The 14,357-nt window shown below is 68.0% G+C and carries 17 protein-coding genes and 1 tRNA gene; 9 read left to right on the forward strand and 9 right to left on the reverse strand.

Going from position 1 to position 14,357, the window contains the following annotated elements; genetic code table 11:
• The first annotated feature begins 29 nt into the window (after positions 1-29).
• From ACWMMN_RS13160 to ACWMMN_RS13170, 3 genes are all read left to right on the forward strand, one after another.
• On the forward strand, positions 30-1,187 hold the full coding sequence (locus tag ACWMMN_RS13160; protein ID WP_486422738.1) for an ABC transporter substrate-binding protein: 1,158 nt from the start codon (positions 30-32) through the stop codon (positions 1,185-1,187).
• Positions 1,188-1,280: 93 nt separating this feature from the next.
• Positions 1,281-1,365 (forward strand) — tRNA-Leu (locus ACWMMN_RS13165).
• A gap of 147 nt (positions 1,366-1,512) precedes the next feature.
• Positions 1,513-1,680: a hypothetical protein gene (locus ACWMMN_RS13170; protein ID WP_174992965.1), complete on the forward strand. Its 168-nt coding sequence runs from the start codon at positions 1,513-1,515 to the stop codon at positions 1,678-1,680.
• Positions 1,681-1,701: 21 nt separating this feature from the next.
• Here ACWMMN_RS13170 and ACWMMN_RS13175 read toward each other — a convergent pair whose 3' ends face one another.
• On the reverse strand, positions 1,702-2,592 hold the full coding sequence (locus ACWMMN_RS13175) for an alpha/beta fold hydrolase (protein ID WP_059233428.1): 891 nt from the start codon (positions 2,590-2,592) through the stop codon (positions 1,702-1,704).
• Between the two features lie 106 nt (positions 2,593-2,698).
• Between ACWMMN_RS13175 and ACWMMN_RS13180 the strand changes: the two genes are divergently transcribed.
• Positions 2,699-3,595 (forward strand): LysR family transcriptional regulator, encoded by an 897-nt coding sequence (locus tag ACWMMN_RS13180; protein WP_059233427.1) that lies wholly within the window; start codon positions 2,699-2,701, stop codon positions 3,593-3,595.
• A 39-nt stretch (positions 3,596-3,634) separates the two neighbouring features.
• Here the strand turns inward: ACWMMN_RS13180 and ACWMMN_RS13185 are convergent, their stop codons facing one another.
• The 4 genes from ACWMMN_RS13185 to copC all read right to left on the reverse strand — a co-directional run bounded on the left by ACWMMN_RS13185 (position 3,635) and on the right by copC (position 6,629).
• Positions 3,635-4,570 carry a LysR family transcriptional regulator gene (locus tag ACWMMN_RS13185; RefSeq protein WP_486422739.1) on the reverse strand — a complete coding sequence of 312 codons (936 nt, stop codon included), beginning with the start codon at positions 4,568-4,570 and terminating at the stop codon, positions 3,635-3,637.
• A gap of 166 nt (positions 4,571-4,736) precedes the next feature.
• The gene (locus tag ACWMMN_RS13190) at positions 4,737-5,510 is read right to left on the reverse strand and encodes an SDR family oxidoreductase (protein ID WP_486422740.1); all 774 of its coding nucleotides are present in this window, start codon (positions 5,508-5,510) and stop codon (positions 4,737-4,739) included.
• 178 nt (positions 5,511-5,688) lie between these two features.
• A complete protein-coding gene (locus tag ACWMMN_RS13195; RefSeq protein ID WP_059233425.1) occupies positions 5,689-6,189 on the reverse strand; it encodes a DinB family protein in 501 nt (166 codons plus the stop codon).
• A gap of 65 nt (positions 6,190-6,254) precedes the next feature.
• Entirely contained in the window at positions 6,255-6,629 is a 375-nt protein-coding gene (copC, locus tag ACWMMN_RS13200; RefSeq protein WP_174992969.1) for a copper homeostasis periplasmic binding protein CopC, read from the reverse strand.
• A gap of 114 nt (positions 6,630-6,743) precedes the next feature.
• Here copC and ACWMMN_RS13205 point away from each other — a divergent pair, with 114 nt between their 5' ends.
• Both ACWMMN_RS13205 and ACWMMN_RS13210 read left to right on the forward strand, forming a co-directional pair.
• Positions 6,744-7,460: a 16S rRNA pseudouridine(516) synthase gene (locus ACWMMN_RS13205; RefSeq protein ID WP_059233423.1), complete on the forward strand. Its 717-nt coding sequence runs from the start codon at positions 6,744-6,746 to the stop codon at positions 7,458-7,460.
• 106 nt (positions 7,461-7,566) lie between these two features.
• The gene (locus ACWMMN_RS13210; RefSeq protein WP_059233422.1) at positions 7,567-7,755 is read left to right on the forward strand and encodes a hypothetical protein; all 189 of its coding nucleotides are present in this window, start codon (positions 7,567-7,569) and stop codon (positions 7,753-7,755) included.
• Here the strand turns inward: ACWMMN_RS13210 and ACWMMN_RS13215 are convergent.
• On the reverse strand, positions 7,738-8,775 hold the full coding sequence (locus tag ACWMMN_RS13215) for an NAD-dependent epimerase/dehydratase family protein (RefSeq protein ID WP_059233421.1): 1,038 nt from the start codon (positions 8,773-8,775) through the stop codon (positions 7,738-7,740). The genes ACWMMN_RS13210 and ACWMMN_RS13215 overlap by 18 nt on opposite strands.
• 107 nt (positions 8,776-8,882) lie before the next feature.
• Between ACWMMN_RS13215 and ACWMMN_RS13220 the strand changes: the two genes are divergently transcribed.
• The 3 genes from ACWMMN_RS13220 (at position 8,883) to ACWMMN_RS13230 (ending at position 11,859) form a co-directional block, all read left to right on the forward strand.
• Positions 8,883-9,914, forward strand: coding sequence for a CDP-6-deoxy-delta-3,4-glucoseen reductase (locus ACWMMN_RS13220; protein ID WP_486422741.1), 1,032 nt, complete (start codon positions 8,883-8,885; stop codon positions 9,912-9,914).
• A 291-nt stretch (positions 9,915-10,205) separates the two neighbouring features.
• Positions 10,206-11,390, forward strand: a complete 1,185-nt coding sequence (locus ACWMMN_RS13225) for an acetylornithine transaminase (protein ID WP_256085202.1) — start codon at positions 10,206-10,208, stop codon at positions 11,388-11,390.
• A 13-nt stretch (positions 11,391-11,403) separates the two neighbouring features.
• The gene (locus ACWMMN_RS13230; RefSeq protein WP_059233418.1) at positions 11,404-11,859 is read left to right on the forward strand and encodes a GNAT family acetyltransferase; all 456 of its coding nucleotides are present in this window, start codon (positions 11,404-11,406) and stop codon (positions 11,857-11,859) included.
• Between the two features lie 24 nt (positions 11,860-11,883).
• On the opposite strand, the gene ACWMMN_RS13235 is transcribed toward ACWMMN_RS13230, so the two are convergent.
• From ACWMMN_RS13235 to ACWMMN_RS13245, 3 genes are all read right to left on the reverse strand, one after another.
• A complete protein-coding gene (locus ACWMMN_RS13235) occupies positions 11,884-12,555 on the reverse strand; it encodes a DUF2278 family protein (RefSeq protein WP_174992973.1) in 672 nt (223 codons plus the stop codon).
• A gap of 286 nt (positions 12,556-12,841) precedes the next feature.
• Positions 12,842-13,558 carry an ABC transporter ATP-binding protein gene (locus ACWMMN_RS13240; protein ID WP_059233416.1) on the reverse strand — a complete coding sequence of 239 codons (717 nt, stop codon included), beginning with the start codon at positions 13,556-13,558 and terminating at the stop codon, positions 12,842-12,844.
• Positions 13,558-14,334 (reverse strand): ABC transporter ATP-binding protein, encoded by a 777-nt coding sequence (locus ACWMMN_RS13245; protein WP_059233415.1) that lies wholly within the window; start codon positions 14,332-14,334, stop codon positions 13,558-13,560. The genes ACWMMN_RS13240 and ACWMMN_RS13245 overlap by 1 nt, the downstream gene beginning before the upstream one ends.
• Between the last annotated feature and the right edge of the window lie 23 nt (positions 14,335-14,357).

Genomic DNA, 14,357 nt, shown 5'->3' on the forward strand with positions numbered 1-14,357 from the left:
CCTTTTTGCTGCCCGACGGAGATTCCCGCATGACGCTTCCCGCCCTGCTGCGCCGCGCCGCCGGCGCCGCCCTCGCGCTGGCCTGCGCGGCCGCGCATGCCGACCTGAAGGTCGGCGTCGACCTGTCGTCGACCGGCCCGGCCGCCGCGATCGGCATCACGAGCAAGAACGCGATCCTGATGTGGCCGAAGACGATCGCCGGGCAACCGGTGCAGGTGACGGTGCTCGACGACGCATCCGACCCGGGCACCGCGGTGCGCAACATCCGCAAGCTGGTCGACGAGGATCACGTGGACGTCGTGGTCGGGCCGAACATCACGCCGGCCGCGCTCGCGGCGCTCGACGCGGTGGCCGCCGCGCAGACGCCGATGATCACGCTGGTGGGTTCCGGCGCGATCGTCGAGCCGCAGGAAGGCGCGCGGACCTGGGCGTTCAAGATGGCGCAGAGCGACAGCGCGATGGCCGACGTGATGACGCGCACCATGGCGAACCACGGCGTGAAGACGGTCGGCTTCATCGGCTTCGCGGACAGCTACGGCGACAGCTGGCTGAACGAATTCACGCGCTTCGCCGACCTGCGCAAGATCCGCATCGTCGCGACCGAGCGCTTCAACCGCACCGACGCGAGCGTCACGGGCCAGGCGCTGAAGCTGATCGCCGCGAAGCCCGACGCGATCCTGATCGCCGGCTCGGGCACGCCGGCCGTGCTGCCGCAGCGCACGCTGATCGAGCGCGGCTACCAGGGCCCGGTCTACCAGACGCACGGGATCGCGACGCCGGAATTCATCAAGCTCGGCGGCAAGGACGTCGACGGCACGCTGTTCCCGACCCAGCCGGTGGTCGTTGCGCGCACGCTGCCGGCCGATCATCCGGCCCGCAAGGCCGCGCTCGCGTTCGTCGACGCGTACGAGGCGAAGTACGGCGCCGGCACGGTCACGCAGTTCGCGGGCGACGCGGCGGGCGTCTACCCGCGCCTCGCCGACGCGGTCGGCCGTGCGCTGAAAACCGCGCAGCCCGGCACGCCGGCGTTCCGTGCGGCGCTGCGCCGCGAACTCGAACGCGCGCACGAACTCGTCGTGCCGAACGGCGTCGTCAACACGAGCGACAAGGATCATGTGGGGCTCGATCAGCGCGCGAGCGTGATGGGAATCGTGAAGCAGGGCCGGTTCGTCTACCTGAGCCAGTGACTTGCGCGCCGGTAACCGGGCAGCTTGCCCGGCATCCGGATTTCCGCCATAATCCGCCTTTCGCCGCGCACCAGTCTGCGCGGTCGGGAACAAGCCCAGGTGGTGAAATTGGTAGACGCAGGGGACTCAAAATCCCCCGCCGCAAGGCGTGCCGGTTCGATTCCGGCCCTGGGCACCAGTATTTCGCAGCGTCACGCGCTGCACTGAAACCCGCGCAAGCTCGCTGCTTCGCGGGTTTTTTGTTTTGGCCACGCGCGATGCCCACCGCAACGCGCGCCCTCCTCCCGCAGTCCAAGCATCAGGGAACGCAGCACGGAGGCAAGCCATGTCCAAGCGCGTCATTTCAATCCCGATCCGCGTCGGCGTGCTCGCCGCGTTGCTGTCGATCATGCTGGGCGGATGCGACCTGCTTCGCGAGCCGCCGGTGCCCGACTGGCCGGGGCCGCATGCGCCCTACCCGTTCCCGGACAACATTCCGCATCGCACCGAATGAGCGGGGCGGACGGCCGCGCGTTCAGTCGCGCGCGCAGAACCGCAGGATCGCGTCCGCGACGGCCGCCGGCGCCTCGCGTTGCGGAAAGTGCCCGACCGAGTCCAGGATCTGCCGCTCATAGCGCCCGGTGAAGAACCGTTCGCGCCCGGCCGAGCTGTCCGGGTGATTGCAGGTATCCGCGCCGCCGTGCAGCACGAGCGTCGGCACCGGCAGCACGGGCGCCGGGTTCAGCCGCGCATTGTCGTCCGCATAGGCCGGCGTGCCCGGCGCGAATCCCCAGCGATGCCGGTACGAATGCAGCACGACGTCGATCCAGTCGGGTCCGTCGAACGCGACCGCAGCTGCCTCGAAATCGCGGTCGCGGTACCAGCCCGGCGGCGACCACGTCTCCCACATCAGGCGGGCAAACGCGCGGCGATCGTCGCGCAGCGCCTGCTCGCCGCGCGGCGTCGCCATGAACCAGTGATACCAATAGTTGCGCACCTGCTGCAACGACAGTGGCTGGCCGGGATCGTTGGTACCGTAACCGACCGACAGCATCGCGAGATGCGAGGCGGCACCGTCGCGCAGCCCGCACGCGTTCGCGGCCGCGCGGGCACCCCAGTCATGCCCGACCAGCACGGGCCGCTCGACACCGAGTGCATCGACGAATTCGAGCAGGTCGCGTCCGAGCGCCGCGAGCTGGCCGCTGCGCGGCACGGACGCGTCGCGAAAGCGCGTCGGCGCAAAGCCGCGCAATGCAGGCGCCAGCACGCGGTAGCCCTGCCCGGCGAGCGCCGCGGCCACCGGCTCCCAGCCGACCGGGCTGTCCGGCCAGCCATGCAGCAGCACGGCCGCGCGCTCGCCGCGCGGGTTCCATTCGAGATAGGCAATATCGAGCGACGCGGTCGTCGCGTGCATATAGGTCGTCATCGTGAACTCCGTTGGGTCAGCCTGAACGCACGATGGTAGGCCAGCCTTTCATCACGATTCACGGAGTATCATGATTCATTCGTCGAATATCGCGTTGAATTGATCCATGGAACCGCTGACCGATCCCGCGTCGACCGCGCTCGACATCACGCTGCTGCGCACCTTCCTCGAAGTCGTCGACAGCCGCGGATTCGCGCCCGCCGCCGAACGTCTCGCACTGACGCCCTCCGCCGTCAGCGGCCACATCAAGCGGCTCGAACAGGCGGCCGGCACCGTGCTGCTCGCGCGCACGACCCGCCGCATCGCACTCACGCCGGCCGGCGACACGCTGTACGCGTACGCGCGCAACATCGTCGACATGGAGCGCGAAGTGCGCGCGCGGCTGCGCGGCGCGCCTGCACACGGGCCGCTGCGGGTCGGCGCGTCGGAAGATTTCGCGGGGGCGTGGCTACCGCATGTGCTGCGCACGTTCCGCGACCGCCATCCGCGCACGTCGATCGAGCTGAAGGTCGGGATCACCGCATCGCTGCTGCGCGAGCAGGCGCTCGGCCGGCTCGACGTCGTATTCGGCAAACAGTGCCGGCAGGTCGACACGCCGGGCGAATTGTTGTGGGAAGAGCCGCTCGTGTGGGCTTTCGCGTCGGACCGCACGCTCGACGCGAGTGGCGAAGTGCCGCTCGCGCTGTTTCCGCAGCCGTGCGTCTATCGGGAAGCGGCCGTCGCGGCGCTCGCCGCCGCCCTGCGGCCGTTCCGTGTGCTGTTCGAGAGCGGCAGCATGGCCGGCTGCGTGTCGGCCGCGCTCGCCGGCTTCGCGGTCACCGCGCTCGCGCGCAGCCAGTTGCGCGACGGCCTGCGCGAATGCGGGCCGCGGGACGGCCTGCCCGCGCTGCCGGCCGCACGCTTCTACGCATTCGCGGCAAAACCGGACGGCCCCGGCGCGGCATTGATCGATGCGGTGCGGGCCATCGGGCGCGGCCGGCAGTTCGCCGCGCTTGACGACTGAAACCTGCGCGATGGCAACCGCGCCACCCGGCCGCTCCGCTCAATCGCCGTCCGCGCCCTGCCCCGCCGCCGCCCCCGTCAGCGCCTCCGCCATCAACTCCCCGAACCACTCGATGAACGCGTTGAGCCGGCGCGACCGGTGCCGGCGGTGTGGATACACGGCCGACACGTCCATCGGCTCGGCGCGATGGCCTGGCATCACGTCAACGAGCGCGCCGCTTGCCAGCAGATGTTCGACGTCGAACCGCGGGATCTGGATCAGGCCCATGCCGGCAATGCAGCCGGCGATATAGGTTTCGGCGTTGTTGACGATCACGCGGCTCGGCAGCGTCAGCGTGTGCCGCTGCCCGTCCGCGCAGTATTCCCATCCAAGCTCGCGCCCCGTCGTCGGCGACGCATAGCCGATCGCCCAGTGCCCGTGTGCGAGCGCATCCGGATGCTCGGGCACGCCGCATTCGCGCAGGTAATCGGGGCTCGCGCAGTTGATCAGCGTGAACTGCCCGAGCGGCCGCACGACGAGGCTGCTGTCCGCGAGCCGCCCGACGCGGATTGCGCAATCGACGCCCTCCTGTACGAGGTCGATCGAGCGGTCGGTCGAGCCGAGCGACAGTTGCAGCTTCGGGTAGCGGTGAAACAGCGACGGCAGCGACGGCGCTACGACGCGGCGCGCGATCCGGCTCGGCACGTCGACGTTCAGCCGCCCCACCACGTCACGGTCGCGGCGGCGAAACAGGCGGTCGAGTTCGTCGGCCTCCGCGAGCAGGCGCCGGCCGCGTTCGAGCAGCAGCGCGCCGTCGGCGGTCAGTTGCACCTGGCGCGTCGTGCGATGCAGGAGACGCGTGCCGAGCCCCGTCTCGAGCTGCTGGACGGCCGCGGACACGGTCGCGCGCGGCACGTCGAGCGCATGCGCAGCCTTGATGAAGCTGCCCATCTCGGCAACCTGCAGGAAGATCCTGACCTGATCCAGCTTGTCCATCGGCGGCAAACCCGGGTTCGAACGACAGTCGCCGCCAGCCGCCGCGCCTCGCGGCGCGCTTCGGCGGCACAGAGAAAACGGGCGCGCGGCCTCGCGGCTGCACGCCCGTCCATTGTCCACGCAAACGCGCCATTGCGGTGCGCCGCGCGGCCGTTGGGCGGCCCGGTTACTTGGTCGTATAGCCGCCGTTGATCAGGATCGTCTGGCCGGTGATCCACCAGCCGTCGGTCACGAGATGGCGGATGAACGGCACGACGTCTTCGATGTCGGTCAGGCCCGTCTTGCTGAACGGCGACAACGCGGCCGCCGTCTTGTGATACGCAACCGCGTCGGCGCCTTCGGCCGGGTAGAAGAACGGCGTATCCATCGGGCCGGGCCCGACGGCCGTCACCGAGATCCCGCGCGCGCCGTATTCCTTCGATGCCGCGCGCGTGAAGTGCTCGACGGGCGCCTTCGATCCTTCGTACGCCGCATAGAACGGCGTGAACGCGCCGAGCAGCGACGTCACGAGCGTGACGAGCTTGCCGTGATCCTCGAGATGCCGCCCCGCTTCCTTGATGAAGAAGAACGCGGACTTGCTGTTGACCGCGAACATCTCGTCGTACTCGGCCTCGCTGATCTCGGTGAACGGCTTCTTCAGCACCTTGCCGACCGTGTTGATCGCGATGTCGATCTTGCCGAAGCGCTGCTTCGCGTCGTTGAACAGCTTCTCGACCGCGGCGGCCGTCGTCAGGTCGGCCTGGAAAGTCGCGGCTTCCGCGCCGGCCGCACGTACCGCGGCCGCCGTCTCTTCGGCCTGTGCCTGCGACGCCGCGCTGTTGTAGTGAATCGCCACCGCCTTCGCGCCGTGGCCCGCCAGATCGCGGGCGATCAGGCCGCCGAGATTCTTTGCGCCGCCTGCGATCAGGACAACCTTGTCTGCGAGCGTATGAGTTGCCACGGTTGACTCCTTTTTTCGTTGAACGAAGCTAGGAGTGTAGGCACCCGCGGCGCGCCGGTCAGCCGGTTGCGGCTGGATGGATTATCCAGAAAACCGATCCAGTCGAAGCGCCGCAATGTGGCATGCCGTACCGACAGCGGCACCGGCATCCGGTTTCATTGCGCGGCCGCCGGCCGGTTCAGCGCGCGTACAGCGTCGCGTCGATCTTGCCGAGCAGCCACTGCATGCCGGCCAGATGCTGCTGGTCGTGGCTGCACAGGTAGTGGACGAGCCCGCGCACGGTCAGCGACCCGTAGCCGTCGAACTCGCCGGCACGCTCGAACTGTTCCGGCGTAAGGTGCGACAACAGCTCCAGCGTTTCGCGTCGCGCGTCGCGGATCGCCGCGAGCACGTCGGATGCGTACGCGTCGTTGTAGCGGCGCTCGATCGCAAGCGCGTCGCCGTCGATCGACTCGAGCAGCGGCCGGTCTTCGTCGAGCATCCGCCGCAGCCGCACGTGATAGCCGTCGATCTCGATGTCGCGCACGTGGCAGAGCTGCCCGAGCGGCGAGAAATGCTCGCTCGGAATCCCGGCCCAGTCGTCGGGCGTCCAGCGCGCGTAGCCGTCGGGCACGGCCGCGAAATGCGCTTCGAGCTGACGGGGAAAATCGGCGAGTGCGTCGAGCGTCGTCGGGTTCATGCGGGAAACCCCCTTTCGGATAAGGGCGGCGGCAACCCTGGCACGGGCCTGCCGCCGCCGTTGCGTCACTTCACGCTGAAGCCGTACATGCCCTGCGTGCGGTGTCCGTCGGTCGCGACGGCCACCCATTTCACGGTATACGCGCCCGTACCGACCGCCGTCAGCGGCACCGTCATCCGCTTGCGGTTCGACGCATCGATGCGCGCGCGACCGTCCGACACCGTCTTGCCGTCACCGTCGACGACGACGATCGAGCTGAATGCCGGCTCCAGCGGCTCGGTGAAATCGATCGTGACGGCGGCCGGTGCGGCGGCCACCGCCGCGCCCGCCGCCGGATCGCTCTTCGCGAGATGCGCGTGCGCGAACGCGGCCGACGAGACGGTCGCGGCCACGATGACTGCGGCCACCTGGCGGCCGAACGGGAATGAATCGAAACGCATGGGCTGTCCGTGAAGAATGAACGGGCGCCGCGCCCCGCGCGGCGTTCCGGCAGCTTACCAGCGCATGCGCGTTCATGCCGGTCATCCGCCGCCGCTTGATAGAATGCGCCCGCTATGGATCTCGAAAGCATTCTCTACACCCAGGGCTTCGGCTCGCGCCGCCAGTGCCGCGGCCTGATCGAAGCCGGCCGCGTCGCCGTCGCGGGCACCGCCGCGACCGACGCCGACGCCACGTTCGACACCGACGGCCTCGTGTTCTCGGTCGACAATACGGCATGGCCGTTTCACGCGCGCGCGTATCTCGCGCTCAACAAGCCGGCCGGCTACGAGTGTTCGCGCGATCCGCAGCATCACGCGAGCGTGTTCAGCCTGCTGCCCGCGCCGCTCGTCGCACGCGGCGTGCAGTGCGTCGGCCGTCTCGACCAGGACACGACCGGCCTGCTGCTGCTGTCCGACGACGGCCAGTTCGTGCACGCGTACACGTCGCCGAAACGCAAGGTGCCGAAGACCTACGTCGCGACCGTGCGCCACCCGCTCGACGATGCGCAGCTGAATGCGCTGCGCAGCGGCGTGCAGTTACATGGCGAGCCGAAGCCGATCGCGGCCGTCGCTGCCGACGCGCGCGACACCCACGCACTCGCGCTGACCGTCCTCGAAGGCAAATACCACCAGGTCAAGCGCATGGTCGCGGCGGCGAGCAACCGCGTCGAGTTGCTGCACCGCGAAAGCATCGGCGGTTACGCGCTGCCGGACGATCTCGAACCGGGTGCGTGGCGGTGGCTCGATGACGCCGACCTTTCAGCCCTGCGCAATCCCGTCAAAACCCTGTAAGGGAAAATCCGCACGACCGTTCGGTGTCCGGCCGTGTCTCGGCCGCATGTTCCCCCGCTATACTGAAATCACAAGCTGCAAGAGCAGCGATGCAGGGGGAGATACCATGAACATCAACCATTCTTTCGAACTGTCGTCCGTGATGATTGCGTTCGCGGTCATCGGTGTGATCGTGATCGGCGGCCTGCTGGCCACGATGCACATGAAGCACAAATATCATCCGAACCTGATTGGCGCGCTGATCGGTGCGCTGCTCTGCTTCCTGCTGATCGAGGCGTTACCGGCGCTGACCTGACGCGCTGCCCGGCGCGAGCGTTTGAAGGAAATCGTCTACGGTCGGATATCGCAACGTCACGCACAATTCGGCCTTGAGCCGTGCGTTGGACAGGCGCCGCGACTCGCGCATGAACGACAGCAGCGTCGGTTCGAGCAGGCGCTCGGCGTCCGCGCGGCTGACGCGCGGCGGCCTCGGCAGGCCGAGCACCTGCGCGACCCGGTCGAAATACTCCCCCATCCGCAGTTCGCTGTCGTCCGACGCGTGCACCGCGCGCGCCGGTCGGCCTCGTTCGGCTGCACGGCGCAGGATCGCCGCGAGATCGTCCGCGTGGATGTGGTTCGTGTAGACGTCGTCGGCCGGCACGAGCGCCGGCGTGCCGCGCTCGAGCCGCGCGACCGGCAGGCGGTTCGCCGCGTAGATGCCGGGAATGCGCACGATGCGCGCGGACAGCACGCCGCGCACCGTCGCCGCACGCAGTTGCCGCTCGGCCGACACGCGCCGGAACGCGCGCGGATTCGCGGGGCGCAGCGGGTGCGTTTCGTCGATGCGCGCGCCGCCGCAGTCGCCGTATACGCCTGTCGTGCTGGCATAGACGAGCCTCGGCGCGCGAAGACCGTCGGGTACAATACGCGCTGCCCGAACGGGCGCGCCGGCCTGTCGGGTAGCGGTGCGCAGCGTTCGGAGCCGGCCGACCGCCGGCGCCGGCGGTGCCGCCGGCCGACGGGCGGGCATGGACGTTGCGGCGATCAGCGCACGCGTGCGCCGGTCGTCGCGGCCGTCGGATTGCGGCGGCGCGAGATGCAGGATCGTGCGGGCGAGGCCCGCGAGACGGCCAAGCGTCGCCCGGCGATCGAGGTCGCCGACGATCGGTGTCGCACCCGCGGCGCGCAGTTCGTCGCGGCGGGCCGGGTGGCTCGTCAGCGCGAGGATCCGCAGGTTGCGGCGTGCGTCGCGCCATTGCGCGACGCAGCGCATGCCGACGTCGCCGCAGCCGACGATCAGTACGCGCGGCCGGCGCAGGATTCGTGTCGCGATCATGTTGGTTGCGAAATCAGTAGCCGCCGTTGCGCGACGCGCAACGGTTTTGCATTGTAGCTGCCGTGCGCGACATGCACGGTCCCCACATTTTGTTCTAGTTTGGTTCTATGGCATTCAACGTCACTCTCAAGCAAAGCGGCCGGCAATTCCAGGTCGAGTCGGACGAAACCGTGCTGGCTGCCGCGCTGCGCCAGAACATCCATCTGCCGTACGGCTGCAAGAACGGCGCATGCGGCTCCTGCAAGGGCCAGATCGTGTCGGGTCAGATCGAACAGGGCCCGCACGCTGCATCGGCCCTGTCCAATGACGAACGCACGCGCGGGCTCGCGCTGCTGTGCTGCTCGAAGGCGCAGTGCGATCTCGAGATCGACGTGCGTGAAATCGCCGGCGTCGACGGGGTGCAGGTCAAGAAGCTGCCGTGCCGGATCGCCGCACTCGAACGCAAGGCCGACGACGTGATGGTCGTGAAGCTGCAGCTGCCCGCCAACGAACGCCTGCAGTACCTCGCGGGCCAGTACGTCGAGTTCATCCTGAAGGACGGCTCGCGCCGCAGCTACTCGATGGCGAGCGCGCCGCACGAGGAAGGCCCGGTCGAGCTGCACATCCGCCACATGCCGGGCGGCAAGTTCACCGACCACGTGTTCGGCGCGATGAAGGAGCGCGACATCCTGCGCTTCGAAGGCCCGCTCGGCACGTTCTTCCTGCGCGAGGATTCCGACAAGCCGATCGTGCTGCTCGCGTCGGGCACGGGCTTCGCGCCGATCAAGGCGATCATCGAGCACGTGAAGCACTCGGGTATCACGCGCCCGATGACGCTCTACTGGGGCGCCCGCCGCAAGAAGGACATCTACCTCGGCGAACTCGCCGAGCAGTGGGCGCGCGAGATCCCGAACTTCAAGTACGTGCCGGTGCTCTCCGAGCCGGACGCCGGCGATCAATGGACGGGCCGCACGGGCTTCGTCCATCGCGCGGTGATCGAGGACCTGCCCGATCTGTCGGGCCACCAGGTGTACGCCTGCGGCGCGCCGGTGATGGTCGAATCTGCGCAGCGCGACTTCACGCAGCACCACGCGCTGCCGGCCGACGAGTTCTACGCGGACTCGTTCACGAGCGCGGCCGATCTCGCGCATCCGGTCTGAGCGCCGCCGCCCGCGCCCCCCGCTGCACACCGCCGTGTCACATCCGTGGCATTGCGGCGGTTTACAGTGGGGCGCGGGATGCCTTATGCTTGCGCACATGAACTGCTTCCTGTCCGCCCTTCGACGTCGCCGCTCGCCGCTCCGCCCGGATGCCGCAGGCTCGTCACGGACTCGCGCGTAACCCACACCGCTTCACCGGTTACGCACAAGCTGTTCGAACCCACCAGCCACGGCCTTCCGTGGCTTTTTTATTGCCCGTTTCCCTTTCAACGTCCGCTGGAGTCTGCTGCCATGCCCCTGAACGATTTTCCGATCGACTCGCTGATGTACATCACGAACCGCCCCGACATCGTGTTTACGCACGGCAAGGGTTCGTGGCTCTACGATCACACGGGCAAGCGCTATCTGGACTTCATCCAGGGCTGGGCCGTCAACAGCCTCGGCCACTGCAACGACGGCATCGTCGAAGCCCTGAAGACGCAGGCCGAAAAGCTGCTGAACCCGTCGCCGGCGTTCTACAACGAACCGATGGCGAAGCTCGCGGGCTTGCTCACGCAGCACAGCGTGTTCGACAAGGTGTTCTTCACGAACAGCGGCGCCGAGGCGAACGAAGGCGCGATCAAGCTCGCGCGCAAGTGGGGCCGCAAGTTCAAGAACGGCGCGTACGAGATCATCACGTTCGACCACAGCTTCCACGGCCGCACGCTCGCGACGATGTCGGCCAGCGGCAAGCCTGGCTGGGACACCATCTACGCGCCGCAGGTGCCGGGTTTCCCGAAGGCCGAGCTGAACGACATCAACTCGGTCGAGAAGCTGATCACCGACAAGACCGTCGCCGTGATGCTCGAGCCGATCCAGGGTGAAGGCGGCGTGATTCCGGCGACGCGCGAATTCATGCAGGCGCTGCGCGCGCTGACGAAGCAGCACAACCTGCTGCTGATCGTCGACGAAGTGCAAAGCGGCTGCGGCCGCGCGGGCACGCTGTTCGCATACGAGCTCGCCGGTATCGAGCCGGACGTCATGACGCTCGCGAAGGGCATCGGTGGCGGCGCGCCGCTCGGCGCGCTGCTGTCGAAAGCCGACGTCGCGGTATTCGAGGCCGGCGATCAGGGCGGCACCTACAACGGCAACCCGCTGATGACGGCGGTCGGCTACTCGGTGATCTCGCAACTCGTCGCGCCCGGCTTCCTCGAAGGCGTGCGCGAACGCGGCGAATACCTGAAGCGCAAGCTGCTCGAGCTGTCGGAGGAGCGCGGCTTCGAGGGCGAACGCGGCGAAGGCCTGCTGCGCGCGCTGCTGCTCGGCAAGGATATCGGCCCGCAGATCGTCGAGAAGGCGCGCGACATGCAGCCCGACGGCCTGCTGCTGAACGCCGCGCGGCCGAACCTGCTGCGCTTCATGCCCGCACTGAACGTGACGACCGGAGAAATCGACCAGATGATGGCGATGCTGCGGTCGATCCTCGACACGCTCTAAGGAGACCGCCGCGATGGAAGCCGCCGCCGATGCTGTCGCTATCCGCCCGTTCGAACGCGCCGACACCGATGCCGTGCTCACGGTATGGCGCGACGCGTTCCCGCAATACGAAGACGCCGATGCGCCGCCGCATCGCGATCCGCTGCGATCGATCGAGCTGAAGCTCGCGACGCAGCCGGAACTGTTCTTCGTCGCGACCAGCGGCGCGCGCGTCGTCGGCACGCTGATGGCGGGTTTTGACGGACATCGCGGCTGGCTCTACTCGTTCGGCGTCGCGCACGACGCGCGCCGGCTCGGCGTCGGCCGCGCGCTGATCGCGCACGCGGAACGCGCACTCGCCGCGCGCGGCTGCCTGAAGATCAACCTGCAGGTGCTCCCCGGCAACGACGACGCGTGCCGCTTCTACGCGGCGCTCGGCTATCGCGTCGAGGAGCGCATCTCGTTCGGCAAGACGCTGCCGGCTGCATGAGACCGCCGCCGCCGCCGGCCCGTCTCAGCGCGTGATCGGCCCCGCACCGGGCAGCGGATTGCCGAGCGCATCGGTCGGCACGGCCTGCTGCTCGAACGCCGCGAAATAGGCGGCCCACTGCGACTCGCTCACGCGCACGATCAGCGCGCCGTCCTGCCACACGTCGTTGTGGTCGTTATGGTCGTCGCCCGCGCGATGCAGGTAGTTCGGGCCCGTCGAGCCCTGGTTCATGTGCGTGTCGTGAATGCCGTTGCCCTCCGTATACGTACGGCCGAACACGACGACGTCGAGGCCCTGCGACTGCGCGGCGCTCACGAGCCGCAGCAGCGACGGGATCGGCTCCGGATGTTCGGTGCCGTCCATCACCGCGCTCGCGCGCCAGGCGCCCGTCTCGTTCAGGATGTCGCTGCGCAGGTAGTCGAGCGCAGGCAGCGCCGTCTGCCCCGTGAGGTCGGTGTAGCCTTCGGCCGCCGCTGCAAGCGTCTCGGTGACGGGATGATGGAAATCGTAGACGAGCTTGTAGTTCAGCAAGTCGTCCGCGTCGCTGGTGCCGACGTTGATCGCGACATCCCAGTCGCCCGACGGCAGCGCCAGCGTCAGGTGGATGTGATACTGGATCTCGCTGCCATGCGGCGAGCCCTTCAGCTTCGCCACCGATGTCACCTTCGCCTTCACGAAACCGTAGTCCAGACTCATGCGTGTTCTCCGTGTTCGGATCGGCCGTCGATGCTACGCGGCCCGTGTGTCGGTTTGCAGGCGGCCGGCATCGAACCACTTGCCTGCCGCCAGCGCGCCACCATTCCCGCGCCGCATGCGCGGCGCAACAGTCGAATGGAGTCGCGTCCACGCGCACAGTTCGGCACGAATCGCGCCACACGAAAAAAAAGGCTGTCACGGCATTCCGTGACAGCCTTTCGAAAGCCCTGGCGCGACGCACGCGGCATCTGCCGCCGCGCATCAGCGGGCCCGCTCATGCACCGGCTTACTCGCCCAGATACGCGGCGCGCACCTTCGGATCGTCGAGCATCTGCTTCGCGTCGCCTTCCATCGTGACCGTGCCCGAATCCATCACGTAGCCGCGGTCGGCGGCCTGCAGCGCGAGGCGCGCGTTCTGCTCGACCAGCAGCACCGTGATGCCTTCCTTCGAGATCTCGCGCACCACTTCGAAGATCTTCTCGACCATGATCGGCGACAGGCCCATCGACGGCTCGTCGAGCAGCAGCAGCTTCGGCTTGGACAGAATCGCGCGCGACATCGCCAGCATCTGCTGCTCGCCGCCCGACAGCGTGCCCGCGAGCTGCGTCGCACGCTCCTTCAGGCGCGGGAAGAAGCCGAACATCCGCTCGACGTCCTTCTTGATCTGCTCGTTGTCGTTGCGCAGGTACGCGCCCATCTGCATGTTCTCGATGATCGACATCCGCGCGAAGATCCCGCGGCCTTCCGGCACCATCGCGAGGCCGCGCTTGAGCAGCTCGTGCGACGGCACGCCCTTGATCGACTTGCCGTCGTACTCGATGTCGCCCGCCGAATACGGCTTCAGGCCCGTGATCGCCTTCATCGTCGTGGTCTTGCCCGCGCCGTTCGCGCCGATCAGCGTCACGAGCTCGCCCTGACGGACTTCCATGTCAACGCCCTTGACGGCCTGGATGCCGCCGTAGTTGACCTGCAAGCCCTTGATTTTCAACATTGCCGCTGCCATCAGTGCACCCCTGCGCCGAGATATGCCTCAATCACCTTCGGATTCTTCTGCACGTCCTGCGGCAGACCCTCGGCGATCACCTTGCCGTAATCGAGCACCGTCATCCGGTTGCACAACCCCATCACGAGCTTCACGTCGTGCTCGATCAGCAGAATCGTGCGGCCGTCCGAGCGGATCTTGTCGAGCAGGCGCGTGAGTTCGACCTTCTCGGTCGCGTTCATCCCGGCCGCCGGCTCGTCGAGCGCGAGCAGCTTCGGGTCGGTGGCCAGTGCGCGCGCGATCTCGAGACGGCGCTGGTGGCCGTACGACAGGTTGCGCGACGTGTAGTCCGCGTACTGCAGCACGCCCACGTATTCGAGCAGCTCGATCGCGCGTTCCTTGATCTCGCGCTCTTCCTGGCGTTCGGCCGGCGTCTGGAACACCGCGCCGAGCAGCCCGTGCTTGGTGCGCACGTGGCGGCCCACCATCACGTTCTCGAGCGCCGTCATCCCGCCGAACAGGCGGATGTTCTGGAACGTGCGTGCGATGCCGGCCTTGGCCACCTGGTGCACGGCCGTCGGCGTGTAGTTCGTGCCATCCAGCTTGAAGTCGCCGGAGTCCGGCGTGTAGAGGCCCGTGATCACGTTGAAGAACGTCGTCTTGCCGGCGCCGTTCGGGCCAATCAGGCCGTAGATCTCGCCTTCCTTGATCTGCAGGCCGACGTCGGACAGTGCCTGCAGGCCGCCGAAGCGTTTGTTCACGCCCTGCACGGACAGTCGGATTTGCTTGTCGCTCATGTGGATATCCCCTGTGTCCGTCG

Source organism: Burkholderia cepacia complex sp. TUM26381 (genome assembly GCF_057439935.1).

What these genes read in the sequence shown, in the direction of transcription:
- ACWMMN_RS13210 (WP_059233422.1), top strand. Translation starts at nt 7,567, where the DNA reads ATGAACATCAACCATTCTTTCGAACTGTCGTCCGTGATGATTGCGTTC.
- ACWMMN_RS13240 (WP_059233416.1), bottom strand. Translation starts at nt 13,558, where the DNA reads ATGGCAGCGGCAATGTTGAAAATCAAGGGCTTGCAGGTCAACTACGGC.
- ACWMMN_RS13170 (WP_174992965.1), top strand. Translation starts at nt 1,513, where the DNA reads ATGTCCAAGCGCGTCATTTCAATCCCGATCCGCGTCGGCGTGCTCGCC.
- ACWMMN_RS13185 (WP_486422739.1), bottom strand. Translation starts at nt 4,570, where the DNA reads ATGGACAAGCTGGATCAGGTCAGGATCTTCCTGCAGGTTGCCGAGATG.
- ACWMMN_RS13245 (WP_059233415.1), bottom strand. Translation starts at nt 14,334, where the DNA reads ATGAGCGACAAGCAAATCCGACTGTCCGTGCAGGGCGTGAACAAACGC.
- ACWMMN_RS13195 (WP_059233425.1), bottom strand. Translation starts at nt 6,189, where the DNA reads ATGAACCCGACGACGCTCGACGCACTCGCCGATTTTCCCCGTCAGCTC.
- ACWMMN_RS13160 (WP_486422738.1), top strand. Translation starts at nt 30, where the DNA reads ATGACGCTTCCCGCCCTGCTGCGCCGCGCCGCCGGCGCCGCCCTCGCG.
- ACWMMN_RS13235 (WP_174992973.1), bottom strand. Translation starts at nt 12,555, where the DNA reads ATGAGTCTGGACTACGGTTTCGTGAAGGCGAAGGTGACATCGGTGGCG.
- copC (WP_174992969.1), bottom strand. Translation starts at nt 6,629, where the DNA reads ATGCGTTTCGATTCATTCCCGTTCGGCCGCCAGGTGGCCGCAGTCATC.
- ACWMMN_RS13180 (WP_059233427.1), top strand. Translation starts at nt 2,699, where the DNA reads ATGGAACCGCTGACCGATCCCGCGTCGACCGCGCTCGACATCACGCTG.
- ACWMMN_RS13220 (WP_486422741.1), top strand. Translation starts at nt 8,883, where the DNA reads ATGGCATTCAACGTCACTCTCAAGCAAAGCGGCCGGCAATTCCAGGTC.
- ACWMMN_RS13175 (WP_059233428.1), bottom strand. Translation starts at nt 2,592, where the DNA reads ATGACGACCTATATGCACGCGACGACCGCGTCGCTCGATATTGCCTAT.
- ACWMMN_RS13215 (WP_059233421.1), bottom strand. Translation starts at nt 8,775, where the DNA reads ATGATCGCGACACGAATCCTGCGCCGGCCGCGCGTACTGATCGTCGGC.
- ACWMMN_RS13225 (WP_256085202.1), top strand. Translation starts at nt 10,206, where the DNA reads ATGCCCCTGAACGATTTTCCGATCGACTCGCTGATGTACATCACGAAC.
- ACWMMN_RS13205 (WP_059233423.1), top strand. Translation starts at nt 6,744, where the DNA reads ATGGATCTCGAAAGCATTCTCTACACCCAGGGCTTCGGCTCGCGCCGC.
- ACWMMN_RS13230 (WP_059233418.1), top strand. Translation starts at nt 11,404, where the DNA reads ATGGAAGCCGCCGCCGATGCTGTCGCTATCCGCCCGTTCGAACGCGCC.